The 24,008-nt window shown below is 57.2% G+C and carries 25 protein-coding genes and 1 pseudogene; 11 read left to right on the top strand and 15 right to left on the bottom strand.

Annotated features, from left to right (window positions below; all coding sequences use genetic code 11):
- A pseudogene (locus tag ACMTNU_RS17190) lies at positions 1 to 542 on the top strand (hypothetical protein); the annotation flags it as partial.
- Positions 543 to 698: 156 nt separating this feature from the next.
- On the opposite strand, the gene ACMTNU_RS17185 reads toward ACMTNU_RS17190, so the two are convergent.
- The 3 genes from ACMTNU_RS17185 to ACMTNU_RS17175 form a co-directional block, all read right to left on the bottom strand.
- Positions 699 to 1,133, bottom strand: coding sequence for a hypothetical protein (locus tag ACMTNU_RS17185; RefSeq protein ID WP_413936526.1), 435 nt, complete (start codon positions 1,131 to 1,133; stop codon positions 699 to 701).
- Positions 1,134 to 1,176: 43 nt separating this feature from the next.
- A complete protein-coding gene (locus ACMTNU_RS17180) occupies positions 1,177 to 1,740 on the bottom strand; it encodes a carboxymuconolactone decarboxylase family protein (protein ID WP_413936525.1) in 564 nt (187 codons plus the stop codon).
- A gap of 465 nt (positions 1,741 to 2,205) precedes the next feature.
- Complete coding sequence (locus ACMTNU_RS17175) at positions 2,206 to 2,418, bottom strand: hypothetical protein (protein WP_413936524.1); 213 nt, start codon at positions 2,416 to 2,418, stop codon at positions 2,206 to 2,208.
- A gap of 239 nt (positions 2,419 to 2,657) precedes the next feature.
- On the opposite strand from ACMTNU_RS17175, the gene ACMTNU_RS17170 reads away from it, so the two are divergent.
- Together ACMTNU_RS17170 and ACMTNU_RS17165 are read left to right on the top strand one after the other, a co-directional pair.
- Positions 2,658 to 3,014, top strand: coding sequence for a DsrE family protein (locus ACMTNU_RS17170; RefSeq protein WP_413936523.1), 357 nt, complete (start codon positions 2,658 to 2,660; stop codon positions 3,012 to 3,014).
- A gap of 106 nt (positions 3,015 to 3,120) precedes the next feature.
- The gene (locus ACMTNU_RS17165) at positions 3,121 to 4,665 is read left to right on the top strand and encodes a DUF4403 family protein (RefSeq protein WP_413936522.1); all 1,545 of its coding nucleotides are present in this window, start codon (positions 3,121 to 3,123) and stop codon (positions 4,663 to 4,665) included.
- A gap of 196 nt (positions 4,666 to 4,861) precedes the next feature.
- Here the strand turns inward: ACMTNU_RS17165 and ACMTNU_RS17160 are convergent, their stop codons facing one another.
- Positions 4,862 to 5,185: a carboxymuconolactone decarboxylase family protein gene (locus tag ACMTNU_RS17160; RefSeq protein ID WP_413936521.1), complete on the bottom strand. Its 324-nt coding sequence runs from the start codon at positions 5,183 to 5,185 to the stop codon at positions 4,862 to 4,864.
- 126 nt (positions 5,186 to 5,311) lie between these two features.
- Between ACMTNU_RS17160 and ACMTNU_RS17155 the strand changes: the two genes are divergently transcribed.
- Both ACMTNU_RS17155 and ACMTNU_RS17150 read left to right on the top strand, forming a co-directional pair.
- Positions 5,312 to 6,334 carry a DUF1295 domain-containing protein gene (locus ACMTNU_RS17155; protein ID WP_413936520.1) on the top strand — a complete coding sequence of 341 codons (1,023 nt, stop codon included), beginning with the start codon at positions 5,312 to 5,314 and terminating at the stop codon, positions 6,332 to 6,334.
- Positions 6,324 to 6,908, top strand: coding sequence for an IS1595 family transposase (locus ACMTNU_RS17150; protein ID WP_413936519.1), 585 nt, complete (start codon positions 6,324 to 6,326; stop codon positions 6,906 to 6,908). Before ACMTNU_RS17155 ends, ACMTNU_RS17150 begins: the two co-directional genes overlap by 11 nt.
- Before the next feature lie 295 nt (positions 6,909 to 7,203).
- Here the strand turns inward: ACMTNU_RS17150 and ACMTNU_RS17145 are convergent, their stop codons facing one another.
- The 9 genes from ACMTNU_RS17145 to ACMTNU_RS17105 form a co-directional block, all read right to left on the bottom strand.
- Positions 7,204 to 7,422 carry a hypothetical protein gene (locus tag ACMTNU_RS17145; protein WP_413936518.1) on the bottom strand — a complete coding sequence of 73 codons (219 nt, stop codon included), beginning with the start codon at positions 7,420 to 7,422 and terminating at the stop codon, positions 7,204 to 7,206.
- A gap of 171 nt (positions 7,423 to 7,593) precedes the next feature.
- The gene (locus ACMTNU_RS17140) at positions 7,594 to 10,731 is read right to left on the bottom strand and encodes an efflux RND transporter permease subunit (RefSeq protein WP_413936517.1); all 3,138 of its coding nucleotides are present in this window, start codon (positions 10,729 to 10,731) and stop codon (positions 7,594 to 7,596) included.
- A complete protein-coding gene (locus ACMTNU_RS17135; protein WP_413936516.1) occupies positions 10,728 to 12,182 on the bottom strand; it encodes an efflux RND transporter periplasmic adaptor subunit in 1,455 nt (484 codons plus the stop codon). Before ACMTNU_RS17135 ends, ACMTNU_RS17140 begins: the two co-directional genes overlap by 4 nt.
- Before the next feature lie 16 nt (positions 12,183 to 12,198).
- The gene (locus tag ACMTNU_RS17130) at positions 12,199 to 13,488 is read right to left on the bottom strand and encodes a TolC family protein (RefSeq protein ID WP_413936515.1); all 1,290 of its coding nucleotides are present in this window, start codon (positions 13,486 to 13,488) and stop codon (positions 12,199 to 12,201) included.
- A 567-nt stretch (positions 13,489 to 14,055) separates the two neighbouring features.
- Complete coding sequence (locus tag ACMTNU_RS17125; protein WP_413936514.1) at positions 14,056 to 14,595, bottom strand: hypothetical protein; 540 nt, start codon at positions 14,593 to 14,595, stop codon at positions 14,056 to 14,058.
- Positions 14,592 to 14,996, bottom strand: coding sequence for a carboxymuconolactone decarboxylase family protein (locus ACMTNU_RS17120; protein WP_413936513.1), 405 nt, complete (start codon positions 14,994 to 14,996; stop codon positions 14,592 to 14,594). The genes ACMTNU_RS17125 and ACMTNU_RS17120 overlap by 4 nt, the downstream gene beginning before the upstream one ends.
- 47 nt (positions 14,997 to 15,043) lie before the next feature.
- Positions 15,044 to 15,397, bottom strand: a complete 354-nt coding sequence (locus tag ACMTNU_RS17115) for a heavy-metal-associated domain-containing protein (protein WP_413936512.1) — start codon at positions 15,395 to 15,397, stop codon at positions 15,044 to 15,046.
- A gap of 30 nt (positions 15,398 to 15,427) precedes the next feature.
- Positions 15,428 to 15,793 carry a mercuric transporter MerT family protein gene (locus ACMTNU_RS17110; protein ID WP_413936511.1) on the bottom strand — a complete coding sequence of 122 codons (366 nt, stop codon included), beginning with the start codon at positions 15,791 to 15,793 and terminating at the stop codon, positions 15,428 to 15,430.
- Between the two features lie 65 nt (positions 15,794 to 15,858).
- On the bottom strand, positions 15,859 to 16,296 hold the full coding sequence (locus ACMTNU_RS17105; protein ID WP_413936510.1) for a heavy metal-responsive transcriptional regulator: 438 nt from the start codon (positions 16,294 to 16,296) through the stop codon (positions 15,859 to 15,861).
- Positions 16,297 to 16,578: 282 nt separating this feature from the next.
- On the opposite strand from ACMTNU_RS17105, the gene ACMTNU_RS17100 reads away from it, so the two are divergent.
- From ACMTNU_RS17100 to ACMTNU_RS17080, 5 genes are all read left to right on the top strand, one after another.
- Positions 16,579 to 17,766, top strand: coding sequence for a methyltransferase domain-containing protein (locus ACMTNU_RS17100; protein WP_413936509.1), 1,188 nt, complete (start codon positions 16,579 to 16,581; stop codon positions 17,764 to 17,766).
- The gene (locus ACMTNU_RS17095; RefSeq protein ID WP_413936508.1) at positions 17,766 to 18,134 is read left to right on the top strand and encodes an ArsR/SmtB family transcription factor; all 369 of its coding nucleotides are present in this window, start codon (positions 17,766 to 17,768) and stop codon (positions 18,132 to 18,134) included. The genes ACMTNU_RS17100 and ACMTNU_RS17095 overlap by 1 nt, the downstream gene beginning before the upstream one ends.
- Before the next feature lie 46 nt (positions 18,135 to 18,180).
- On the top strand, positions 18,181 to 19,236 hold the full coding sequence (gene arsS, locus ACMTNU_RS17090; protein WP_413936507.1) for an arsenosugar biosynthesis radical SAM (seleno)protein ArsS: 1,056 nt from the start codon (positions 18,181 to 18,183) through the stop codon (positions 19,234 to 19,236).
- A 10-nt stretch (positions 19,237 to 19,246) separates the two neighbouring features.
- The gene (locus tag ACMTNU_RS17085) at positions 19,247 to 20,377 is read left to right on the top strand and encodes an inorganic phosphate transporter (protein WP_413936506.1); all 1,131 of its coding nucleotides are present in this window, start codon (positions 19,247 to 19,249) and stop codon (positions 20,375 to 20,377) included.
- A gap of 206 nt (positions 20,378 to 20,583) precedes the next feature.
- A complete protein-coding gene (locus tag ACMTNU_RS17080; protein ID WP_413936505.1) occupies positions 20,584 to 21,600 on the top strand; it encodes a methyltransferase in 1,017 nt (338 codons plus the stop codon).
- Between the two features lie 113 nt (positions 21,601 to 21,713).
- Here ACMTNU_RS17080 and ACMTNU_RS17075 read toward each other — a convergent pair whose 3' ends face one another.
- Positions 21,714 to 22,316, bottom strand: coding sequence for a tyrosine-type recombinase/integrase (locus ACMTNU_RS17075; RefSeq protein WP_413936504.1), 603 nt, complete (start codon positions 22,314 to 22,316; stop codon positions 21,714 to 21,716).
- Positions 22,317 to 22,473: 157 nt separating this feature from the next.
- The gene (locus ACMTNU_RS17070) at positions 22,474 to 22,947 is read right to left on the bottom strand and encodes a JAB domain-containing protein (protein ID WP_413936503.1); all 474 of its coding nucleotides are present in this window, start codon (positions 22,945 to 22,947) and stop codon (positions 22,474 to 22,476) included.
- Positions 22,948 to 23,677: 730 nt separating this feature from the next.
- Here ACMTNU_RS17070 and ACMTNU_RS17065 point away from each other — a divergent pair.
- Positions 23,678 to 24,008: TrbC/VirB2 family protein (locus tag ACMTNU_RS17065; RefSeq protein ID WP_413936502.1), on the top strand; the 331-nt coding region annotated here is incomplete at its 3' end.

Genomic DNA, 24,008 nt, shown 5'->3' with positions numbered 1-24,008 from the left:
CAGTCGGCGGCGTGAGACTGTCATTCATGGCGTCCACTATTGACAACCGGGGTCACTATCGCCTCAGCGTGTTCCCGATCCACATTCCTCCGCTGCGTGAGCGGCGTGAAGACATTCCGAAGCTGGCCGCCCATTTCATCGCTCAGAGCGCTACGCGAATGAACCGCCGGGCCCCGCGCCTGACTCAAGTGGCCTTGAGCCAACTGGCAGCCCATCACTGGCCGGGAAATGTGCGCGAGCTCCAAAACGTCGTTGAGCGCGCCGTCATCCTTTCTCAAGGGCGCACCCTGGACATTCATCTTCAACCCGCTCCCTCTCGTGACTCGACAACACCCTCACCGTCACCTCTCACCGCATCGCAAGTGGCAACTCGACATGATTGGAGACGGCAGGAGCAGGAGAACATCATGCAGGCCTTGCGACTCACGAAAGGCAAGATTTTTGGGCCGGACGGTGCTGCCGTCTTATTGGGCATGAAGCCGACGACGCTGGCGTCGCGCATCAAGGCGCTGGGAATCAAGAAAACGAAACCGGATCTCTGACTGCGCCATCTCGCCTCCGGCATGGCCGCAATCGACATGGGCTGATCCCTTTTTTGTTTCTTTCTGTTCGCTACAGCTCGGTACACGCCTGTCAGCCCACGGTGTTGGCCGGTGCCTTTCACGCTTGTGCCGCAAACTGCGGATCTTGAGCACACCCTATTTCCCTGACGGACTCCGATTTAAGCCCCTGATCATCGGATCACCCTCGACACGCCGTCCCCACCATGGGTCGGGGTGATGAGCGGGGCTATGTACGCTGTTGGATGAGTGATCGCGAACGTCGCTGAATGTTTGAGGGGTGTTCCCAGAGCGCGCTGACTCATGAGACCCATGACGATTGGTTTCAGCCGTCACCCTACTCTCCTTGGTTTCTCTTGAGCTTCGCACACGTTCGTCCATGCCGAAGCGGTCATCACGACCGAGCCGGTGGTCGGCCACGGTCTGAATCACGGAGTTCTGATCGAGCAATAACGTGCTGCCTCTCTCACGATCCATCCAGCTCGCTCCGAACCCAGGCCACGTATTGGCCGAGACTGAAGCAGGGACCGTGAACCACACAACCGACAACAGACACGCATAGATGATTCGCATCACACACCTCCTCTGAGACCTGCCTGCTCATGTGATAGATCGCTTAGCCTCCCGTGGCGCCCTTCGCCTTCCACGATTGCGCTGCAAACTGTGGATCGAGCGGCGTGTGCGCGATATGGTTCGTGTAATTGCTCAAGGTCTTGAGCGCCACGATCGTCAGCACATCCAACAGGTGCTGCTGAGCGTAACCTGCCGCAGTAAATTGGTTGAGATCCTCTTCCGGCACCCATCCCCGATGGTGCAAGACAGACACCACCAGCAGGCGCAGCGCATTGAGCTTCGCATCCGAAAGGTCGCGCTGATCCCGAAGTTCTGCGAGAATCGGCTCCGGCATATGGACCATTTGCGCCACCGTGGAATGGGCTCCCATGCAGTAGGCACAGTTGTTGGCGGCACTGACCGTCAACGTCACGACTTGCTGCTCAACTGGTGTGAGCGCGCTCTGCTCCAACGCTTTATTGATCCCCGCATAGGCCTGCACCGCCGCAGGCGACCCGGCCAGCACACCATACAAATTCGGCACAAATCCGTATTTCTTTGCGGTGGCTTCGAGCATCGCCCGCGATGCCTCCGGAGCCGTGTCCTTCGTATGAATCTGAAACTTCATGATAACCCTCCTTTGTGGTATGAGCCGGCCTTATGCCGTCATTTTCTTCAGCCCATCGTTCGTGACCAGTGTTCCGCTGACGTTTCACTACCGGACCGAACTTCCGCTACTGATGACCCGCGTGGCATATTGTTCACTGCTTCTCTGTTGTGCGCGTGTATCAGGATCGATGGGCCCACCCGATTCTCGCTTCCTTTCTAGGCGGACACCATCCGATGATCAAAATGGTATTGTGTTCGGCACTCTCCACAACACACTGTCCAAAGACATCCATCGGGGTAGTAATCGCATTGGAGCAGCGGCATCAGTTCAGGTTTGCCGCACGAAGGACAAGGGAGTTGATGGAGTCGGATGCGAAGAGCCATGACCGGTTCATCGTGGCGTGTCATGAGGCACGTCCTTCCTCGATCCTCCCTCACTCATCGTTGAAGAGGGTGTGATCACATCGATTCCTCTTCCTGCCCCCTATGCCGCCACAAGTCTCGACGTTCGAGGAGTGACGCTTCGGAGCGGCTTGATCGCCCCTGTGGACCGCCTCCTATGCTCAAGGATCGTTGCATCAACGACATCGCCGCACAGGAGGCAACGATATCCTTCTATGCACGGATTGCTGCTCAGCCCCTGAAGATCGTAAATCCGCTCGCTGACCATCAGCCCATCGCACCGCTCGCAGGTCATGGCCCACCTCCTTTGTCCGTGACAGACATGGGTGTTTCTTGACGCGATTCTACCTGCTCACATACCCCCTATCTGTAAGGCAGCTCACCAGTCGGCAAAGAAAATAGTTGGGCGGGTTTGTAAGGCAGATCACGGATGGATTCACCGGACGTGCGCTAGCATGCCGATTCATCCGCCCTCTCACATGAGACGGAAGCGGTTTCTTCATTCACCCACTGCCATGCTGAAAGGAGTACATCATGTCCAAAGTCGCGATCATCGTGTTGGCTGATACGGAAACTCATGAGGCGCTGGGGCGCGTCGTGAACGCCCTGGAAGCCGTGAAAGAATTCAAGGACGGCCACGATGACGTCCAGCTGATCTTCGACGGCGCCGGGCCCAAGTGGATCGTTGAATTGGAGAAGCCCGACCACAAGCTGCACGGGCTCTACAACGCGGTCAAGGATCGGATTGCGGGTGCATGCGAGTTCTGCGCCGGAGCCTTCGGAGTCAAGGACGCCGTCGTTGCTTGCGGAGTCAAGCTGGCAGGGGAATTTGAGGGACATCCGAGCTTCAAGAAGCTCGTGTCACAGGGCTATCAGGTCATCACGTTTTAGCCTCGTCTTGTGATGGGACGCGTATCCGATATGGCCCCAGGCATGTGCCAGTCTCACGTTCGAACATGGACCCGCGGTCGTGGGTGAGGGGAAAAGGAGGCTGCTGATGTTTCTCACGTCCAGATATCATGTCGTGGCGACGATGGGGGTGGTCCTGTTCCTGACCAGTTGTGCTGATACCGAGTTTGTCCTACGCCCACCCGCGCCGGAGAGGTTTCCACCCGCAGTCACGCCGCCTCCTCGGATCACGGAGTCCGTCATTACCGTACCGATGCGGGTGGACCTTTCCGACTTTCTCAATGCCACCAACAATCCGAACCTCATTCCAAAGAAGTTTGACCATTCGGGCAGCGTCAGCAAACATCCGAAAGGCGGGGAGTACAAATACTATGCGGAACGGGATGACTTTTCGATCGAGCAGCCGGCCCACTCCGTCAGTAATACGGAGCCACGCCTGTCGATCGGAGACTGGTGGAAGGAAATCGAACTCTCGGGAGTCTCCCTCTTCGTGAGTGCGCCGCTCCGCTATAAGATTGGCGCGCGTTCACATGCGCAGGGTGCTGAATCATCGGCCCAGTGTGGTGATGGAAGTGGGTGGCCACGACGAGCCACACTCAATGGGAGTATTGCCATCGGGATGACCTCGGATTACGGAGTGTCGGCCTCCCTCCGCAGCGTGACGGTTCATCCCATCGAGCCCTGCCGGCTACGCATCTCCGATGTAGACCTGCAGCAGGCCGTCAACACGGCACTGTCAGATCAGGCAAAGGAAGGTTTCAACAGCGCCGTCTCGCGTCTTAACGCGCTGAGTCTCAAACCGCGCGCAGAAGATGTCTGGACGGCGCTCCGCAATCCCATCCAATTGGAGCCGGATATCTGGCTTCTGCTCAACCTCGACAAGGTGCGGCGTGCCGGATTCTCAAAAGATGGCCACGTGGTCAAAGATATCCTTCAGATCATCGCGCATCCGGTGATCGTTCATGGAGCTGAGCCACCAGCATCGTCCCCAGCACTTCCTCCGCTCGAGACAGAAGCGGTCTCTCCAGATTTTCGTGGTGTAGCTGATGTCCAGGACGCTTATACCGAGAAGCAACCCGTGTCTGAGAAATTTCATGTCTTGGCCGATATCCAAGTTGACTACGGCACACTTTCCCAGACGCTCTCGAAGCAGCTGAAAGGGAGACGGATTGAAACTAAGGGAAATGTCATCACGATAACCGGTGCAGGAATATTCGGTCTAGGCAATAACCAAGTGCTTCTACGCGTGGAGTTCACTGGAGATGCACGGGGCTACGTGTATTTGATCGGGAAGCCGGAAATCAACGTGATGACAGAGGCGGTCTATCTCAGTGGCCTTCGGTACGATCTCGGAACCACACATCTACTTCAGACAACGGCCCCAGCCTGGTTCAATGACGCGCCGCTCCGAGAAACTATTGCTCCAGAAATCGTGCTTGGGGTGACGCCGATGATCGATCGGATACGCGACTCTCTGAGAACCGGGTTGAATCGAACGCTGACCCCAACTGTTTCGATGCAGGGAACGGTCACGTCGATGCAAGGGATCACCGTGTCCGCCGATGTCGACGCGCTCTATATTCGAACGATGAGTAATGGAACCCTCAACGTGCTCGCGAGCAGCGAGCCCTAAATCGCTTATCCGGAGACCTCATGGCTGCTTTGGATCGTGACCAACGCACTCTATGGGTTTACCAAACAGATCGACACCATCGGGCACACGGTCAAGATCTTGGACACACAGTCTGCGATCTCGCTGCTTCGACGACCATCGGGCAAACGGTTGTCGGGGTGCCGGCTCAACTCATGGACGTCCCTGTGTCTTGAATTCAGTGCACACAGCGTATACCACTACTCTCGCCTGGTTGGTCCCCACCCACCTGTTCGTTATACGCTTGGTACGCCTTCCGGGCCCATTCTTCACCAGGACACCCCTGCATGGTCATGGCGACTTCGAGGCACTCGATCAATTCCCCTTGCGGGACGTCTTTGTGGCAAACCATCTTGACGTAGGCTCGGCTACAGGACTCGCATCGATTCGCGATGGAGAACGCCATGGCGAGGAGCGGTTTGTACTTCGCAACAACGGCGCCATTACGATAGGCCTCCTGTCGCATGCGCAGGAGGCCCCCGGTGACTTGCGGTCTCAACATTAGTGGCTTGATCCATTATGCTGTCTCCCTCCTCCCTCTCGCTTCCCACTTCGGCCACTCGCCTATTTTTCAAGCAGCCGCGCCGGCAAATTGGACAAGCGCCGCTGCCAACCCAAGGTAGAATGAATGATGGAACCAGCAGGCGGAATACTGGCATCAGATCCGTTCTCCCTCGTTGTGGCGGCCTACCTCGTCATGGCGATCGTCATGGCCCTGTTGTGGGCCGTGCAGCGGAAAACGAGGAACGCCGCCATCGGGGACGTCGGATGGTGCCTCGGGCTGATCGTCGTCGTGCTGGGCTATGCCACGCACGCTCCCAGCGGGATCGAGCGGAAACTCCTGACCGTGATGCTGGTGACACTCTATGCGGGACGACTCGGACTCTACATTTTCTTCAATCGCGTGAAGGGGAAACCGGAGGACGCTCGCTATCGCCGGATCCGGGAGGAATGGGGTGAGACCGAGCCTTCAAAAATGTTCTGGTACTTTCAGCTGCAAGCCCTCGCCTTGGCCGCCTTTTCGCTCCCGTTTTTGGTGTTGCTTTGGAATCCACGGCATCCGACCGCGGTGGTCGAGTTGGTCGGTTTGCTGATCTGGGGCGTGGCCGTGGCCGGCGAAGCGGCGGCTGACCGGCAACTCGCTCAGTTCCGTGCCGATCCGAGAAATCAAGGTCGAGTCTGTCGCGAGGGCCTGTGGAATTACTCCCGCCATCCGAACTATTTTTTTGAATGGCTGCACTGGTGCTCCTATGTCGTGATGATGTGGGGAGCACCCGGCTGGGTATTGACCTGGATCGGGCCGATCGGAATGGGGATCGCGCTGCTGAAGGTAACTGGCATTCCTCAAGCAGAAGAGCAGGCCCTTCTAAATCGAGGAGAAGAATATAAGGTAATTAGGGCGTTTCGTAACCATGAGGTAAGCTGGAGGCCTTATGGTTACAGGACAAAACCGGGTATTCGGGTGCGCGGCCAACTTGTTGCGCGGCAAAAAGTGTGTGTTCTGCGGAGCGTTCAAGGTCAACCGGACGCGGCGCGGCTATGTGAAGTGCCGAAAGTGCAGCAAGCAGAAGAGCCTCGCCAAACTGCGGCGCGAGATCGCGATCATCCAGGGGTTCTATCAACAAGTCCCGGCCTACCGATTGGCGCATGATCTCGCTGTTGACGCCAAGGTCATCCGTCGGGTCTATCAGAAGCTGCGTGCCGCCATCTTCCATGTGGCTGAACTGGAAGCGATGGAAAGTAAGCTCTCTGGCGAGATCGAACTGGACGAAGCCTATTTCGGCGGGAGGCGCAAGGGCAAGCGCGGGCGAGGCGCTACCGGGAAAAGCGTGGTGTTTGGCTTGTTAGAACGCGACGGGCGGGTGTACACCAAGGTCGTGGAGAACGTCTCTGCCGAGACGCTCATGACGCATATCCGCGCCAAAACCCGTAAGGGCTCCGTCTATTACACCGATGCGTTCAAGGGGTATCAGTCGCTCAAACGGTATGGGAAGCACCACACCGTCAACCACACCAAGAGCCTCGTTGATAAACGCACAAAGAACCATATCAACGGCATCGAAGGCTTCTGGTCATTCGGCAAGCACATCCTCTATAACTACCGAGGTGTGTCCAAATATCATTTCCCAATGTATCTGAAGGAAATCGAGTACCGTTTTAATCACCGCAGGGACAACCTGTTCAAACTGTTCCTGCACACGTTCTTTGGTTACGTTTCGCCCTAATTACCGAATATAAAGCCTATCAGGCTACGACCAATGCGTTTTTGCCATGGTTTCCTCGGACGAGGCTGGACACGTCTCCTCATTCCTCACGTAGCCCACCCAAAGAACAATAAACGGGATCACCGATCTCGAAGGCTCCGGTCAAGAGGGGACAGCACATCTCCGCTCCTTACTCTGTGAACGGGACGAGACGACGTCCCCCTCGCCGTGCTGGCTACATGACTCAGTCGCATCCCGGTTGGGAAGGGAAATGGTGCCAGAAAACACTTCTCACCCAGATTTGCCCATAAAGAATTCAGTACGTATAGCACATGTTGCTCTCGCTTGGCTCTGCTCCGCTCACATGTTCCTTATAGACTTGGTACGCCTTCAACGCCCACGATGGAAAGGTCGCGGCCACGGAAATGTCGTCATGATCGGTGAAGAGGTCAATTATAGGTAGCTCAAGCATTGATAGAACATAGGATAAGGGTAACGGCTCTTCATAATCATGACGCTCCGGATCTGTTTTCATGCACTTCTGGGCACATGATTCCTGTGAGAATGTGGCGCAAGGCCTGACAGCTGGACTTGATGCAATGGAGAAACAAATAACTTCGGGAACTGAGGCATCTGGACATCCTGGTTAACACGATGAACCCCGCAGCCAGAAAGGCGAAGGGCCTAAACGTCTGGAACTCCCTTTTCATTCCGATGTTACTTCAGGAGAGTGAGTGAGGCATCGGGGCAGACCAAACCCACGCCACAAGGCATAGAGGATGGGAATCACCAGCAACGTCAGCACCGTTGAGCTCACCATGCCACCGATCATCGGCGCGGCAATCCGCTTCATCACATCTGCCCCGGTGCCGGTCGTCCACATGATGGGGAGCAAACCGCCCATGATCGCCGCCACCGTCATCATCTTGGGCCGCACGCGCTGAACCGCTCCCTCCATAATGGCGTCGTGGAGATCCTGCGCCGTAGCCATACGACCTTCACGCACCAGCCGCTCATAGGCTTCGTCGAGATAGACGAGCATCACCACGCCCGTCTCCGCCGCTACGCCTGCCAACGCAATGATCCCCACCCACACAGCCACGCTGAGGTTGTAGTCCAAGTAATGGAGAAACCAGATGGCTCCGATCACGGCGAAGGGGACGGACAAGAGCACGATCAGCGATTTCGCAAGCGATCGGAAATTCAGATACAGAAGCAGCAGAATCATCGCCAGCGTCACGGGTACCACCAGCTTCAACCGCGCTTCGGCCCGCACCAGATGTTCGTATTGCCCAGTCCAGATCAGCCGATACCCAGGCGGGAGTGTGACCAGCTCCCGGACTGCTCGCTGAGCGTCTTGAACATAGCCGCGCAAATCTCGTCCGCTGACCGACACCGACACCAGGCCAGCGAGCGATCCCGCCTCATCCGCGATCGACGGCGGCCCTTGGTTGATCACCATCTCCGCGATTTGCCCGAGAGGGATCTGCGCACCGCCCGGCGTGGGAATCAGGACTCGTTTGAGCCGGTCCGGATCGTCGCGCAACTCGCGCTTGTAGCGCACGTTGACCGGATACCGTTCCCGTCCCTCCACCGTGGTTGTCACGGTTTCTCCTCCGATGGCCGAGGTGATCACCGCCTGCACGTCTCCCACCGTCAGACCATAACGGGCCGCTTCACGCCGGTTCACGATCACATCCAAGTAATAGCCCTCATTGAGCCGTTCGGCGAAGGCGCTCTTGGTGCCGGGCACGGTCGCCAAGGCTTGTTCGATCTCGATACCGATCCGCTCGATCGTCTTCAAATCCGGTCCCAGCACCTTGATCCCGACCGGACTTCGGACACCCGTCGTGATCATCTCCGTGCGAGTCTGGATCGGCATCCACCAAATGTTCGGAAATCCAGGGATGCGGAGTTTGGCATCCATCTCATCCAACAACTTGTCCCAGGTCATGCCTGGTCGCCATTGCGCCTCCGGTTTCAGCGTCACGGTGATCTCCGCCATGCCCACGAAAGCTGGATCGGTGGCGGTCGGAGCCTTCCCCATTTTGCCGAATACCCGTTCCACTTCCGGGAAGGTCGTGAGTAACTGATCCTGAACCTGCAAGACCTTCGTCGCTTCTGGGATCGACAGGCCTGGGACGGTGGTCGGCATGTAGAGGATGGTCCCCTCGTTCAGCGGCGGCATGAACTCCGCGCCGAGTCGCAGGAATGCCGGCACCGTAAGTCCGAACGTCACCACTGCTATTCCGAGTGTGAGCCATCGAACGCGCAACGCACCAGAGAGGATGGGTCGATAGAGGGTGATCAGCAGCCGGTTCAAGGGGTTGTCGGTTTCCGCCCGGATGTGGCCCCGAATCAGAACAACCATGAGCACGGGCGCCAATGTCACCGAAAGCGCGGTGGCAAAGAGCATCGAAAAGGTCTTGGTATAGGCCAGGGGCGTGAACAGTCGCCCTTCCTGGGATTCCAGCGCAAAGATCGGCAAGAACGACACGGCGATCACCAGCAGTGAAAAGAACAGGGGCCGCCCGACTTCTTTCGCGGCGGCAATAATAATGTCCGCTCTGTTGCCTGATGGAGATTGCTCCAACCGTTTGTGAGCATTCTCGACCATCACCATCGCCGCATCGACCATGGCGCCGAGAGCAATGGCGATCCCGCCCAGCGACATGATGTTGGAGGTAATCTTCAAGTAGGCCATTGGGATAAACGCGAGCAGTACCGCCACGGGGAGCAGAAGGATGGCCACGAGTGCGCTTCGCGCATGAAACAGGAAGACCAGTGCGATCAGGCTCACGATCACACTTTCTTCAACCAGTTTCTCGCGGAGCACGGCAATCGCGCGATGAATAAGATCGGACCGATCGTAGGTGGGAACAATGTGCACCCCCTCGGGCAAGGCCGGAACAATGTCCTCCAGCCTGGCTTTGATCCGCTCGATCACCGCAAGGGCGTTCTCTCCGGCCCGCATGATCACGATGCCGCCGACCGTCTGACCCTTGCCGTCCAATTCGGCGATGCCCCTGCGCTGTTCCGGCCCGAGCTGGACATGCCCGATGTCCCGCACCAGGATCGGCGTCCCTCGTCCGTCGGTCCCGACGGGAATCAGTTCAATCTCATCCACCGACCGCAGATAGCCTCGCCCTCGAATGACGTATTCAGTGCCGGCCATCTCCAAGACTCGGCCGCTCACCTCCGCATTGCTGTTGCGGACGGCTTCGATGACCTTTTGAATGGGCAATCGATAGGCCGCTAATGTGTTGGGGTCCACTTCGATTTGGTATTGTTTGACGAATCCACCGATCGCTGAGACTTCCGCCACGCCTGGCACGCTTTCAAGTTGGTAACGCAGGTACCAATCCTGAAGACTGCGGAGCTGCGCCAAGTCATGGGCTCCCGACTCGTCCACCAGTGCGTACTGATAGACCCACCCGACTCCGGTTGCGTCGGGCCCGAGGGTCGGCGTGACGCCGATCGGCAGCTTACCGGTGAGCTTCTGGAGATATTCGAGCACGCGACTTCGTGCCCAGTAGAGGTCGGTCCGGTCTTCGAAAATCACATAGACATAGGAGACGCCGTACTCCGAGACACCTCGGACTCGTTTGACTCTGGGTCCCGCGAGCAGAGCGGTCACAACCGGATAGGTGATTTGATCCTCAATGAGCGTGGGACTGCGGCCCTGCCACTCGGTGTAGACGATCACCTGAACATCCGAAAGGTCCGGAATGGCATCCAGAGGTACGTCAAGCACGGCCCAGCCACCCCAGATGGCCAACAAGAGCACACTCAAGATCACCAGGACCGGATTCCGAGCGCTCGCTTCGATCAGACGCGCAATCATTTCATCCCCGGCATGCCTTCCATGCCCTCCATCCCACCTTTCTCACCCGCCCGCTCGCCTCGCGGTGAAGCCGAGGGCCCTGGGGGCGCCGAGACGCCCGCTTCTCCCATGGCCATCTTGCCTTCGTGCGCGCCGCGCATTTGCCAGTCGGCCATGCCGATCCGGCCCATCATGCCCTGCATGCTCGAAGCCGATGCCAATTTACTCTCCGCGTCCAACAAGAAATTGGCCGAGGTAACGATCCGATCTCCTGCTTTGAGTCCTTCCAGTACTTCCACCGAATCCTGACTCCTGCGACCCAGCTTGACGGAAATAGGCTCATACCGGCCTTGTCCCAGATCCATAAACACAAGTTGACGAAGCCCGGTGTCCAACACAGCTTCCTTTGGCACCATCAAGGTTCTGACCGCATCCGTCTGCAAGGTCACGTTCCCATACATACCGGGCTTCAGCTTCAGTTCAGGATTCGGAAACTCAACCCGCACTCGCACCGTGCGGGCTTCGGTATTCAGCGTCGGATACACATAGGCCACCTTGCCGCTGAATGTTTCCCCCGGATAAGCAGCGAAGGTGATCGAGGCCGGTTGAGCGACTTTCACAGCAGCCACTTCTGATTCGTAAATATCGGCAGAGATCCAGACGGAGGAAAGATCCGCGATCTCATACAGTGTCGTCCCTGGCTCCACATATTTGCCCGGCACGGTCTCTCGCTTCAGCACGATTCCAGACGACGGCGCGTAGACCGTCAGAACCGGGTTGCCCTGACCTCGACGCTCCAGGGCGGCGATCTGTGAATTGGTCACATCCCACAGTCGCAAGCGCTCCCGCGCGCCCGCCACGAGCGCATCGGCGTTGGCTTTCGCGTCGTCGAGCGGGCTTTCGGCCAGTTGAGCCTGCGTCTTGACCGCCAACAGATACTCGTCCTGCGTGGCCAGAAGATCCGGCGAGTAGACAGTGAAGAGTGGTTCGCCTTTCCGTACCGGTCGACCGATCGAATTGACGAAGACCTTTCGAACCCACCCGGAGACTTTCAGCGTCACGTGCGTGAAACCCCGTTCGTCGTAGCCTACGGTGCCGACTGTCCGAATCTCTTCCTCCTGCGTCGCATGAGTGACCAGAACACTGCGGACTCCAATCAATTGCCGAGCCACAGCGGGAACAGCCACCGCCCCGGACGAGCCATCGGGCATGCCTGGCATAGATTCCGTGCCTTTCGTAGGCATCGCTTCCTCCATCGGCATCCCTTTCATATCCCCCATGCCCCTCATCCCTTCCATACCTTTCATGGACACACCTTCCATCCCATGGTCTTTCATGTCTTCACTGCTTGGCATCCTCGACATATCGCTCATCATCCGATGCGCGGCGAAGAACCCGGCGATGACTCCGACGAACAGACCGGCTGCTGCGACACCGACAACAAGACCTGTTCTGCGCCTGTCCAGGCTCATGGCCATTCCTCCCTTCTCAGCTCTTTCCGTTCAGATCGGCTCCGATCACTTGTTCGAGTTCGGCGAGTCGGTGCTCACGCTCAACCAGCGCTCGGTAGTACTCATGTTGAAATCCTCGCCAGGCTCGTTGCGTATCAATGAGATCCAGGAACCCTCCTTTTCCCGCACGATACCCCGCTCGTGCTGCTTCAAGGTTCTGCAGGGCCTGGGGCAGGATCGTGGTGTGATACAACCGGGCCACCTGTTCACTCGCCCGGACCTTGGCTAAGAGATCGTTGATCTGATAACGAGTCAGGTTTTCTACCGTATGCTGTTGGGCCCGCGCAGCTGCGACCGACGCTGCTGCTTCTTGAACGCGCGCGTCATGCTTCGGCTTGGCCCAGAAGGCGAACGGCACGGTCATCGCCACGTAGGCGCCGAAGCCGTCATTGGCCTGGAAGTTCTGAAAACGCTGAAACGTCACATTGAAGTCTGGGTAGTACTGACGCTGAGCCAGCGCGCGAGACTGCTCGCTCTGTTGCACCGCCAACTCGGCGGCTTTCAGTTCCGGTCTGGCATTCAGTGCGAGGCGGTGCAAATCGCCGATGGCGGTGTCGAGCGGGATCAGAGACGGCTCCTGAGGAATGCCCAAGGGCGAGAGGGGGTCCCTGTCCAGGACCGTATTCAGCAGCGCTGCGGCTGTCTCGTGACGTTGTTCCAGGACGGGACGTTGCTGGTGGAGGAGGGACAGCTCAACCTGGGCCTTGAGCACATCAGCCTGCGCCCCCTTTCCCGTTCGAAACTTCGCGTTTGTAATCTCGACGAATTGTCTCAGCAATTCGACCTGTTCATGATAAAGCTGGATCGCCTTTTGCGCGAGAAACAGATCGTAGTAGGCCTGTTTGAGACGGGCGACCAGCTCCCGTTCTTTCCCATGCAGCGCCTGCTCGGTGATCTCGGCCGACCGACTCGCTATTTCGCCTTTCAGGGTCAATTTGCCGGGGAAGGGGAAATTCTGCGAGAGACCGAAGATGCTGTTGTCCGCTCTTGTGACGTTGAAGGTCTGCGGGAAATTCCACAAGTGCACGGACAGGGTGGGATCGTCCAGTGACCGAGCTTGCACAATCCGGTGCGAGAAAGCTTCCCATTGCTTGCGCGCTGCCACAAGCTCCGGATTTCTCTCAAGTGTTTCGCGGATCAAGTCCGGCAACGCCAAGGTTGGTTGTGCAATCTGATCGACGGCAAGAGCGACCTGGTTGCCACCTGTCACGAAGGTCATGCTCAGGACTGGTATGGTCAACAACAAAAACCGAATTGAGCGAGTCATGGGATGGTCCTCCCCAAAAGCGTTCCTGCCCACGCCTGTCGCGGATCTCGGCCCCCGTCTTGCTACAGAAAGAGCAGCAGGATGAACCGAGGTTCAACGCCGGACAGAGAACGCGATAATGGAATTGGCTCAGAAAGAACCGAGGAGATCAGATGCGAAGCACGGTGCTTGCGAGCGACTGATGCGGAGGAGAACTTGATTCAAGAGTGCAAGATTGACTAGAAATCCGTACGAGTCGACAGCTCACGGCTGGAAGTGCGATCAGAGCATGATCTGGTGACCAATGATGGTCCATGAGCCACGAAGACGACTGAGAGGAGGACTCGACTCCTAGGGTTTTGAAGGCGTCGCACAATTGCCGACTAGGTTGTTCCACGGGAGTTGAACAGCCGTTGGCCATCGCGGCATCGGTGGTTCCAGACAACGGCAGAAGACAGGCGTAGGCGTTGAAACTGAACGCCAGCAGAAACACCACGATGGTCACAGCGAGAAAAGACCAGCATCGACGGGGACGCGATCGCATAGTGTCAGTCTATCCCTCATCCAGCTCAAGCGTCAACGGTATCTCTAATACACAATCACTCGGTCAGCAGACGCGAACAGGTCCACCATCCTTTCCAGCAGAATCGGGGTCACTGAAGAGGCAACTCGCGCAGGATCGATTTTGTAGAGGAGCATCATGGTTTGATCCCCGTAGATTTCAACGCCCAGCTTGTTCTTCAGAAAATCAAAGTACTCGCCATAGGTGTGCGGGATCTGATCTAGCGGGACACCCATCTGCTCGGAGAGGCTCTGCCGCTCTCGCTCGGGCAAACTGGCGCGATCGAGCGCCGTGGTCTCACTTCCGGTCATCTTCCTGAACCACCCAAATCCTTTTGTCACCGACGTAACGGCACTCGCATCCACCAAAATCGTCACCTGGTGACCGGCCTTCACCGCCGCCCACGCCACATTCGGGACCGCGCAGATTTGCGCATCGTCCTCTGTCAGCGAGGTCTTCATCTGGATCAGAATGCTGGCTGCGGAGGCCGGTATCACGCCAAGTCCAACGCTTAATATAAGTGCCATGAACATTCCGATGATTAGGAACATCATTCGTGGATTCATGATGTGCTCTCCTCAGTCTTTTGGCTCATAGCTTGGTGATCACAACAACCTGACGCGGACGATGCCGGCCTACTATCGAGGCATTCCTTGTAGACAGAAAAGGCCTTCAGCGCCCACTCCTCTCCGGGACAGCCTTGCATCGTCATGGCGACTTCGAGAAACTCGATCAATTCCTCTTGTGCGGCACCCTTGCCGCAGGCCATCTTGACGTAGGCTCGAATACAGGGCTCGCAACGAATTGCGATGGAGATCGCCATGGCCGTGAGCAGTTTGTACTTCGCAGGAACAACTCCGTCGCGATACGCCTCCTGCCGCATGCGCAATAGCCCGCCCGTGACTTTCGGGCTCAACTTTCTGAGTTCAACAAATAACCCGCTCTCAACATTCGTCGCCTGCACCATAATGATTTCTCCTTCCTCCTTCTGGCCTCACACCTCGCACCCATCGCCTATTTTTCGAGCACCCGAGCCTTGTACGCCGACAGTGGGCTGCTCGCGCCTTCTACGGCCTTGATCAATGCCTCTGCACCAGCTTTCTCCGGATCGAACGCCACCAAGGCGCGCGCATCCGCGTAGTCGGAGAAAAAGATCCACTTCTTTGCGACGGTGAACTCCACTGCACTGACTCCGGGCACCTTCGCGAGGGCGGCTTTCACATCCTTCAGACAAGCCCCGCAGCTCATGCCATCGATGTGTATGGTCACCGTCTGAAGCCCCTGGCTCTCCGCCGCAAGAAGAGAAGACATGACCAAGCCCACGGTCATGGCGCCTATCAGCACAACCGATCCAAGCTGTCGCCACATGCGTATGCACCTCCTCTCCGTTACGCATTCTCACAGTCCCCACCAGTACGGGGCCACGATTAGCCCCAGCGCGAGGACTGCTAGCACCCAGAGCAATGTCCGATTTGCCCTGTTTATCGCTCCCGGAACACACACGTTCCCCGACACGCACACAGGTTTTGATCTCCGGTAGGCCAGGTAAAAGCTGATGCCCAGCAAAAGGATTGTGAGGCCGATAAAGATCGGCCGATAGGGAAGTAGGAACCTTAGAAATACGGCAGTATCAGCTAGGGAGCCTGTGACGCCCACGCCTATGCCGAGGGCTGCAAACATCACTGACCCGATGCAGCAGATTGACGCCAGGAAAGCGGTCATAACACCCCAGACCGCTGTTATTTCTCCACCGTTCTTCGTCATCAGCGCTCTTGGCTCCCCGCATCAGAATCGAACGTCATCCGTCACTGGTCAATCGCAGCCCTCACTCATCCCCTCTGCCGGCTTCTTCCTGACGCCTTGTCTTCATTTTCCAGACTTGTCAGAAGCGGACACTGCTCCGTCGGCTGCCCAGTCCGGCAGAGGCGGATCAAACGTCGCAGCGCCGCTGCAAGCGATTGCAAATCACGCACTTTGGCCTCCACATGCTTCAGCTTGGTTTCGGCCCTCCGCTCTACGTCCCCACATCGGGCCTTCGAACTGGCCCGAAGATTGAGGAGTTCCTCAATCTCATGGAGCGTGAAGCCCAACGCCTGAGCATTCTTGATGAAACGGAGACGTCGCGCCGCCTCGCGGTTGTACAACCTGTAGCCGGATGGCAGCCGGGAGGTGGGGCCGAGTATGTGGCGTCGTTCGTAGTAGCGAATCGTTTCGATATGTACCCCAGCATCTTTTGCGAGCTTTCCAATTGTGAGTTGGGTCGGCATGTTCACCTCATTGATGACGATACACCCTGTACCATAGTACGGAGTCAAGGAGGGAAGTTGGTGTGTTCAATCTATTCCCTCCCCTCAGGATCTCTTGAACGTGTGACTTTCCTCAACCGCCCTGCACGGGTCAGAGACTGGCGGTCGTGTGACTGTAAGCCAGCTCACAGAAGTGATATGCCTTTCCCTGTATATGGATGTATCAAGCTATCTCGATAGATCTGGGATCGATACATGGACGGATCATTCCAGAGCTATTTATCTTCCTAAGAGAGGGGGACTATGCCGATCGACACCATCACCAAAACCGTGAGTGACCGATACGCGCGGGCTGCCGCGACAGGCGAGCAGATGTGTTGTCCGACGAGTTACGACCTCGCAGACCTGAAATCATTTATCCCGGACGAGGTGCTCAAGATTTCCTATGGGTGCGGCACGCCAGCCGGTTTACAGACCGTCCGTTCCGGCGAGACAGTCCTCGATATTGGTTCCGGTGGAGGAATCGACTGCTTCGAGGCCTCGCGACTGGTCGGCCCATCCGGGCATGTGATCGGTATCGATATGACAGACACGATGTTGGAGATCGCGCGCCGCAATGCACCGATCGTCGCAGCGAATCTGGGCTATGCCTCCTTGAATGTGGAGTTTCGAAAAGGGATGGCGGACACCATGCCGGTGGACGACAACCTGATCGATCTCATCATTTCCAATTGCGTCATTAACCTGGCACCGGATAAGCGCACGGTCTTTCGGGAGATGTTTCGTGTCACCAAACCGGGTGGGCGTTTTACGATCTCTGACATCGTGTCGGACCAACAGGTCCCTCAATACCTGGCTCACGATGCGGAGAAATGGGGCGATTGTCTCTCAGGCGCGTTGACGCTCGCGGACTACATGGCTGGTATAGCGGCAGTCGGCTTTCTCGGGATCCATCTCGTCAAGTTTTCACCCTGGCGCGTGATCGATGGCATCCACTTCTTTTCGGTGACGTTGACCGGTTACAAGCTACCACTGGCAGCAACGACGGCTTCGGTCAGGTACGCCACTCTTCGAGGCCCCTTCAGTGGAGTGACGGATGAACGAGGCACGACCTATCACCGTGGCATCCCACGCCCAATCACGCCTGACGATGCACTGTTGTTGGGCGCTCCTCCTTTCGTCGACCACTTTCTCCTGACCACCGAGCCTGTACCGCTCGACCACAACGATCCGCGCTGGACCGCCGTCTTGCCTGCCAATGTTCCTTGCACCTGGCAAGGCCACTATGCGTTGCTGGCTGGCCCCTTTACGGAAGTCGAGGACGACGATCACCATATCTATCGCCGAGGAGAGCCTTTGGAGGTCTGCTCCAAAACGGTGGCGGTGCTGGAGGCTCAAGGGTACCGGCCACATTTCGCCATTTTGAATCGAGCCGGCGAACACGTGAGTGGGGAGCCTGTGACCTGTTCACCTGACGGAGGCTGCTGTTGATGAAGCCCGGCTCCACCGGAATTCTGCTTACCGTGGACCAATGCGCCCTGACGCTCAAGGCCCTGGCGGACCACACGCGGTTGCGTATCCTGGAGTCGTTACTGGGTGAGGAGAAATGCGTGACGGACCTCGTGCGGTGCTTACACTGTCCGCAACCGCACATCTCCCATCATCTCCGTATTCTCCGAGATGCCGGATTAGTCGAAGGAATTCGGGCGGGCCAGCAGGTGTGTTATCGCATTGCGCCAAAGGTTCAACCCCTGCTCGCCCATCGGCAAGGACGGGCGCTCAACTTCGGATGTTGCGAGCTGCGCTTCCCGGACACGGTGTTCAGACATGCCAAGCGTAGGACGCACCTACTGACCTGATAGTGGATCTTCGAGGTGTTTCTCGCGTGCTCACGGAGACACAACTATGCCGCTGACTTTACTCGGACGACAGAATCCTCTTGCCTCCTCCGATGAACAACTCAAAGTTCTTATGGATACAGTCGGGTGTCCTTCATTCGAACGACGTCTCGAGCAGGCTGGGTTATTCCCGCTGCATGCCACGGGGATCACCATTCTTCAAATCAACGTCGGCAAACTCTGCAACCAAACCTGCCGACATTGTCACGTCGATGCGGGACCGGATCGTACTGAAATCATGTCGGATGAGATAGCCGATCTCTGTCTCGCGGCGTTGACGAAGACCGACATTCCCACCATCGATATTACGGGCGGGGCGCCGGAACTTAATCCGAACTTTCGCCGGCTGGTCGAACGGGCCCGTACCCTCGGTCGTCATGTGATAGATCGCTGCAACCTGTCCGTGTTGCTGCTTCCCTCCCAAGCGGACCTTGCAGAATTCTTGGCCAGCCATCGAGTCGAAATCATAGCCTCACTTCCGGCCTATCGTGCCAGTCAGACTGATGCACAGCGCGGCCACGGCAACTTTGAGAAATCCATCGAGGCCCTCACGCGTTTGAACAAACTGGGGTACGGGCGACCAGAGAGCGGTCTTGCCCTGAACCTCGTGTACAATCCGGTCGGAGCGTTTCTCCCGCCGAAGCAAGAAGCGCTCGAAGCCCAATTTCGGAAAGAGCTCCGGACACGATATGACATTGAGTTCAACCATCTCTATACCGTCACCAACATGCCAATCAGCCGATTTCTCGAGTTCCTGATCGAAAGTGGTAATTACGATGCCTATATGGAACGCCTGGCCACTGCCTTCAACCCTGCCGCTGTGGCAGGCGTCATGTGCCGATCGATGATTTCCGTGGGGTGGGACGGCACGCTGTATGATTGCGACTTCAATCAGATGCTTACGCTGCCGGTCAAGGAAGGCATGCCGCGCCATATTCGCGACTTTGATCCCACCCGCCTCAGCACACGCAGGATTGTGACGGGCAACCACTGCTACGGGTGCACGGCCGGGGCTGGCTCGTCCTGCGGCGGAGCGGTGATGACGGCAACTCCCACACAGTAGGCAAACACATATGGACTTGTCACTTTTCACATGTCTCTTGGTGTTATCTCTGGCTTTCGCCAATGGCGCGAACGACGTGTCCAAGGCTATTGCCACCCTCGTAGGCAGCGGCGTCGCCGATTATCGGACCGCCATCTTATGGGGAACGTTCTGGACGACCGTCGGCGCTGGGCTTTCGGGACTGGTCGCCACCGCGATGGTGAAGACCTTCAGCCAAGGGCTCCTGGCGCCAGGCGTTGCCTCATCGTCCATCCTTGCGACTGCCGTGCTCGCCGGCGCTGTCCTCTGGGTGCTGGTCGCGACCCGGAGCGGTTTGCCTGTTTCCACCACCCATGCCTTAACCGGCGCGATCGTAGGGGCAGGCCTTATCGCATTTGGGACTGAGGGCCTTCTATGGGAGGGAATTGGAAAGAAAATTCTATTACCGCTCATTCTGAGTCCACTGCTGGCGTTGATGGTCTCGGGCTTGATCCACTCTCTTGTTCGCACGCTTGCGGCACGGTGGGAAGGCACCTGTCTCTGCGTGATGCCGACTGCCAGAGCATTGGTTATGATCGATACCCAAGGTGCCACGCGCACGCTGTTTCAGACGGCAGCCCTGGGACAACCTGTGGTGACAGTTCCGGCCCAGTGCGATCGGGCGGGACTGAAGGGCCTTGTTGTTAGTTTGGACAGTATCCATTGGTGCTCAAGTGGTTTAGCCTCATTGGCCCGGGGAATGAATGACGCCCCCAAGATAGCCATTATGCTGTTGGGCAGTGCCGTCACCACCTGGTCCAGTGGGTCTTTTCAAGCGATAGCCCTCATCGGCGTAGCGGTGGCAATGGGCCTCGGCAGCTATATGGCAGGACGCCGTGTCACGCAAGTCCTCGCCGAGAATGTCACACGAATGGATCACAGCGAAGGGTTATCTGCGAACCTTACCACTTCCTCGCTGGTGTTTGTATCCGCTGTGATGGGGTTGCCGGTCTCAACAACCCATGTCAGCAGTTCGTCTATTATCGGTATTGGATTGTTAAACGGCCTCAGCAGCATTCGATGGCCCACCGTGCGCGATATGGTCCTCGCCTGGGTCGTCACGCTTCCTGCCTCCGCATTACTTGCTGCACTCGCCTATCATTTGTTTGCCAAGCTGGTGTAAGAGATCGAACCTTTGTGTCAGGGGGCGCGTGTAAGCGGGCAATAGCGATGGACAGATTTTCCGGGCAATGGTACCGGAACCCCAATTTGCACACGAAACGCTTCCATCAGCGTACGGATGTCTCGTACAATGCTGCCCGGCTTGCTCAGACACAGCCCAATTCTTCGACAACACGACAAAGCAATACACCTTCACGGAGACGTACTATGGCCAAACAACAGTCACCTGCTGAAATAATGCGGAATCTCGCTATCGGATATTGGGTCGCCCGCCTCATCCATGTGGCCGCGAAACTCAGACTGGCGGATCTACTGGGAAAAGGATCAAGGACTGTCGAAGATTTGTCGACAGCTGCCGGCGTGCAGCCAGAGCCGCTCTACCGAATTCTCCGCGCCCTGGCGAGCGTCGGCATCTTTACAGAAACTAAAGGTCGACGGTTCAAGCTGACGCCGCTTGCTATGACACTTCAGACAGGCGTTTCAGGCTCCATGCATGCGTGGGCGCTCATGATCAACGACAATTGGGCATGGGACTCCTGGAAGGAACTCCTCTACGGAGTGAAGACCGGCGAGGTCCCGTTCCTAAAGGCTCACGGGGTCCCGATCTTTATATATCTTGAGAAACACCCGGAGGATCTTGAAGTATTTGGTGAATCGATGACGAGCATTTCCCAGATCGAGAACCCCGCAGTAGCCGCGGCCTACAAGTTCTCAGGGATCCGGACGCTCGTCGATGTCGGTGGGGGACACGGGAGCCTTCTGGCCACGATCCTCAAAGCGAATCCACGACTTCACGGTGTGCTTTTCGATCGAGGTCCCGTTATCGCTCGCGCTGAGAATGAGCGGCATATGACGGCAAAGGGCATCACGGAACGTTGCAGGCTCGAATCCGGAGACTTCTTTGAAGCCGTGCCTAAGGGAGGCGATGCCTATATCATGAAGTACATTCTCCACGATTGGAACGACGAGGCATGCATCAATATCCTCACCAACTGCCGCGCCGCCATGAATGAGAAGGGGAAGCTTTTAGTCGTCGATAACGTCATTGCCCCGGGGAACGATCCCAGCTGGGGAAAGCTCCTCGACATTCAGATGCTCATTATTGGAGGACGTGAGCGGACAAAGGAAGAATTTGCTGCACTGTTTGCCGCAGCGCGGTTGAAGCTGACCCGAGTCATCCCGACCAAATGCTCACTGAGTATCGTCGAGGGAATTCCAGTATAAGGAGAAGACAGATTTCTCGATCTTGTAGGCTGTGGTCGCGTCTTACGCACAGAGAACGGAACCTCCACGATAAGCTGGTCAGGTGCGGTGACACAAACCCGTTCAATGCGCCATCATATTTGCGTGACGACATCTTCGGCTCCATCGAGCAGCCGGTGGACCTCTTCGACATAAATCTCGGTGGTGGCATAGTGCTGATGACGCATCATCTTCTGCACCCGCGTCGGATTCGCCTCATTGAGCAAGGCAAAGGTCGGCGTCGAGTGTCTGTGGACCACAATGCCCGGCTTCTTGACGCCCGCTAACAAGAACCCCTCCGTAATGATGCGGTGAATCGCCCGCGTGGAGAGTCGCTTCCCGGCTGCCGTCACCACGTTCCCGCCTCGATCATAACAGACCGTCGTCGCAAACAGCGGATCACTTCCCTGCGGTGGTTCCGGCCGGAGCCGCAGATAGACTTGGATCTTGTCATAGACCTCTCGCAACACCTGCACGGACTCATCGGCCGATGCTCTCCCCTTCCCATGCACCCATAGCTTCCATTTTTCTCCCGGCACGTGCTCCTGCAGATGTTCAATCCGTGCCCGACTGACTTCAATGATGCGCAACCCCGTCTTCAGCATCAGATAGGCCATCACTCTCAGCCCGTCGTCCCCATCTTCTGGGGATAACCGTGTGAACAAATCGACTTGCGCATACGAGTGACAGCGGATCATGGGCTCTTCAGCATGTTGCCTATTTTTTAGGCGTCCGCTTTGTCTGGAGCAGACCACCACTTGTGGTAGAGACCTGGAATCTTCCGAGTGTATCGCCATGCATCATCTGCTGGGAAAGATAATTGAGAGGAGGTGCGACAGGTCTTTTGCTGACGCCTCACAGCGGCCAGCCCTGATCGGCAAAACTATAAAGACGGTCGTCACCGAGAATGAGATGGTCGAGCAGCCTGATGCCCAGCAGGTCTCCTGCTTCCCGCAGTCGCGTAGTGAGTGTCCGATCCTCAGGACTCGGCGTGGGATCACCCGACGGATGGTTGTGGACCGCAATGATGGCACATGCGTTGAGGAGGATGGCCGGTTTGAAGACTTCACGAGGATGCACAATGCTGAGGGTGAGCGATCCGATCGAAACGATGTTCACGCCGATGCTAGCGTTCTTAGCATCGAGACAACAGACGAGGAACTGCTCGCGATCAAGCCCGTCAAAGCAGGGGCGCAGCGCCGCAGCTGCGGCAGCAGAATCGCGAAGAACGCCGTATGGAGCGGTGTGACCGCCTTCAACTACAAGCGTGACCCGGTAGCGCGGAATGAACTGTGGAACGGGAAGTCGGTTGACGGATTGTTTGGCCATGGTGGCACCTCCTGCATGTTGAACGAACTGGCGCTTTCGCAGAGACCGAAGCGCCAGGGCAGGACAACGGAGGTGACAGGGCGAGGACTGCCGAAGAAGCACGGGCGGATAAAGACTCGGCGGCGGACGTGACAGATCTGTGCTGGCGCGGGCGCTGCGTCAGACGATCAGTGCGCGGCAGTCCACCGGCCTTCCATGACAGAACAATTCCGATCGACCGACGATGACCGATGGATGCGCCTGGGGCAGTGTGATGGGACATGGACGGAGTGCCGCGATGTGGAACCTAGAATGCAGAGCGTAATGAAGAACATTGCGGGCATTGCTGTATGAGCACGGAAAACACTGAGCGGCTCACGGCACCGTCACCTGGGAATGTGCGTCGCATGGTTTCCCTTTGGGCAGCAATCGGTGCTGCCCCCTGCGCTGGGAATGAATATTCTTTGGGCTGCTGAACCGTAATACGCAGCGTCCGCAGCCTCATTCAGCCTCAAAACAATAGTGCGAGCCGACCGTTCGATGCAGAGAACGCTCTCTGCCATCACGGCACCCGCTTGCCTCTTTATTCTCGCCGACACAATTCCATCATGTGGTCGCCGCTACTACGTACTTCCAACAGGCTTGCATCAAAAACTGAACCTCACTACATGTCACCCCCGTTCGGCGATGAGTGCGAGCAGAAGGCTCTGCAAACTCGCCACAGAAGCCACTTCACAGAAAGGAAGGGAAGATGGAAGAGGTGATGATAGGACGGAATGTGACAAAGAAGAGTATGTCAGGGACAGGGAGCTTGCGAGGGGTCAGCCGAGGAAATGGCCAGCTGATCGCGGTGGCTTCTTGGCTGATCGGGGTAGTCATCCTGTTGGAATCGGACCCGGCTTGGGCCCAGATCACCAAGGTGAACACGGTGATGCAGAACGTACAAACAGTCCTGACGAGCGTGGCGGTGACACTCTTTACCGTCGCCATCATGTGGGCGGGGTTCAAGATGGCCTTCAGCCATGCCCAATGGTCCGACGTGAGTAACGTCGTGATCGGCGGCATCTTGGTGGGCGGCGCGG

The organism is Nitrospira sp. BLG_1 (genome assembly GCF_047338595.1).
Lineage (GTDB): Bacteria > Nitrospirota > Nitrospiria > Nitrospirales > Nitrospiraceae > Nitrospira_D.
Note: the sequence above shows the minus strand (reverse complement) of the source record. Positions and strands in the feature narration are given on the sequence as shown.

What these genes read in the sequence shown, in the direction of transcription:
- ACMTNU_RS17085 (WP_413936506.1), top strand. Translation starts at nt 19,247, where the DNA reads ATGGACTTGTCACTTTTCACATGTCTCTTGGTGTTATCTCTGGCTTTC.
- ACMTNU_RS17125 (WP_413936514.1), bottom strand. Translation starts at nt 14,595, where the DNA reads ATGAATCCACGAATGATGTTCCTAATCATCGGAATGTTCATGGCACTT.
- ACMTNU_RS17185 (WP_413936526.1), bottom strand. Translation starts at nt 1,133, where the DNA reads ATGCGAATCATCTATGCGTGTCTGTTGTCGGTTGTGTGGTTCACGGTC.
- ACMTNU_RS17155 (WP_413936520.1), top strand. Translation starts at nt 5,312, where the DNA reads ATGATGGAACCAGCAGGCGGAATACTGGCATCAGATCCGTTCTCCCTC.
- ACMTNU_RS17070 (WP_413936503.1), bottom strand. Translation starts at nt 22,947, where the DNA reads ATGGCCAAACAATCCGTCAACCGACTTCCCGTTCCACAGTTCATTCCG.
- arsS (WP_413936507.1), top strand. Translation starts at nt 18,181, where the DNA reads ATGCCGCTGACTTTACTCGGACGACAGAATCCTCTTGCCTCCTCCGAT.
- ACMTNU_RS17135 (WP_413936516.1), bottom strand. Translation starts at nt 12,182, where the DNA reads ATGAGCCTGGACAGGCGCAGAACAGGTCTTGTTGTCGGTGTCGCAGCA.
- ACMTNU_RS17095 (WP_413936508.1), top strand. Translation starts at nt 17,766, where the DNA reads ATGAAGCCCGGCTCCACCGGAATTCTGCTTACCGTGGACCAATGCGCC.
- ACMTNU_RS17140 (WP_413936517.1), bottom strand. Translation starts at nt 10,731, where the DNA reads ATGATTGCGCGTCTGATCGAAGCGAGCGCTCGGAATCCGGTCCTGGTG.
- ACMTNU_RS17145 (WP_413936518.1), bottom strand. Translation starts at nt 7,422, where the DNA reads ATGAAAACAGATCCGGAGCGTCATGATTATGAAGAGCCGTTACCCTTA.
- ACMTNU_RS17130 (WP_413936515.1), bottom strand. Translation starts at nt 13,488, where the DNA reads ATGACTCGCTCAATTCGGTTTTTGTTGTTGACCATACCAGTCCTGAGC.
- ACMTNU_RS17120 (WP_413936513.1), bottom strand. Translation starts at nt 14,996, where the DNA reads ATGGTGCAGGCGACGAATGTTGAGAGCGGGTTATTTGTTGAACTCAGA.
- ACMTNU_RS17160 (WP_413936521.1), bottom strand. Translation starts at nt 5,185, where the DNA reads ATGTTGAGACCGCAAGTCACCGGGGGCCTCCTGCGCATGCGACAGGAG.
- ACMTNU_RS17180 (WP_413936525.1), bottom strand. Translation starts at nt 1,740, where the DNA reads ATGAAGTTTCAGATTCATACGAAGGACACGGCTCCGGAGGCATCGCGG.
- ACMTNU_RS17075 (WP_413936504.1), bottom strand. Translation starts at nt 22,316, where the DNA reads ATGATCCGCTGTCACTCGTATGCGCAAGTCGATTTGTTCACACGGTTA.
- ACMTNU_RS17105 (WP_413936510.1), bottom strand. Translation starts at nt 16,296, where the DNA reads ATGCCGACCCAACTCACAATTGGAAAGCTCGCAAAAGATGCTGGGGTA.
- ACMTNU_RS17165 (WP_413936522.1), top strand. Translation starts at nt 3,121, where the DNA reads ATGTTTCTCACGTCCAGATATCATGTCGTGGCGACGATGGGGGTGGTC.
- ACMTNU_RS17100 (WP_413936509.1), top strand. Translation starts at nt 16,579, where the DNA reads ATGCCGATCGACACCATCACCAAAACCGTGAGTGACCGATACGCGCGG.
- ACMTNU_RS17175 (WP_413936524.1), bottom strand. Translation starts at nt 2,418, where the DNA reads ATGACCTGCGAGCGGTGCGATGGGCTGATGGTCAGCGAGCGGATTTAC.
- ACMTNU_RS17110 (WP_413936511.1), bottom strand. Translation starts at nt 15,793, where the DNA reads ATGACGAAGAACGGTGGAGAAATAACAGCGGTCTGGGGTGTTATGACC.
- ACMTNU_RS17080 (WP_413936505.1), top strand. Translation starts at nt 20,584, where the DNA reads ATGGCCAAACAACAGTCACCTGCTGAAATAATGCGGAATCTCGCTATC.
- ACMTNU_RS17115 (WP_413936512.1), bottom strand. Translation starts at nt 15,397, where the DNA reads ATGTGGCGACAGCTTGGATCGGTTGTGCTGATAGGCGCCATGACCGTG.
- ACMTNU_RS17170 (WP_413936523.1), top strand. Translation starts at nt 2,658, where the DNA reads ATGTCCAAAGTCGCGATCATCGTGTTGGCTGATACGGAAACTCATGAG.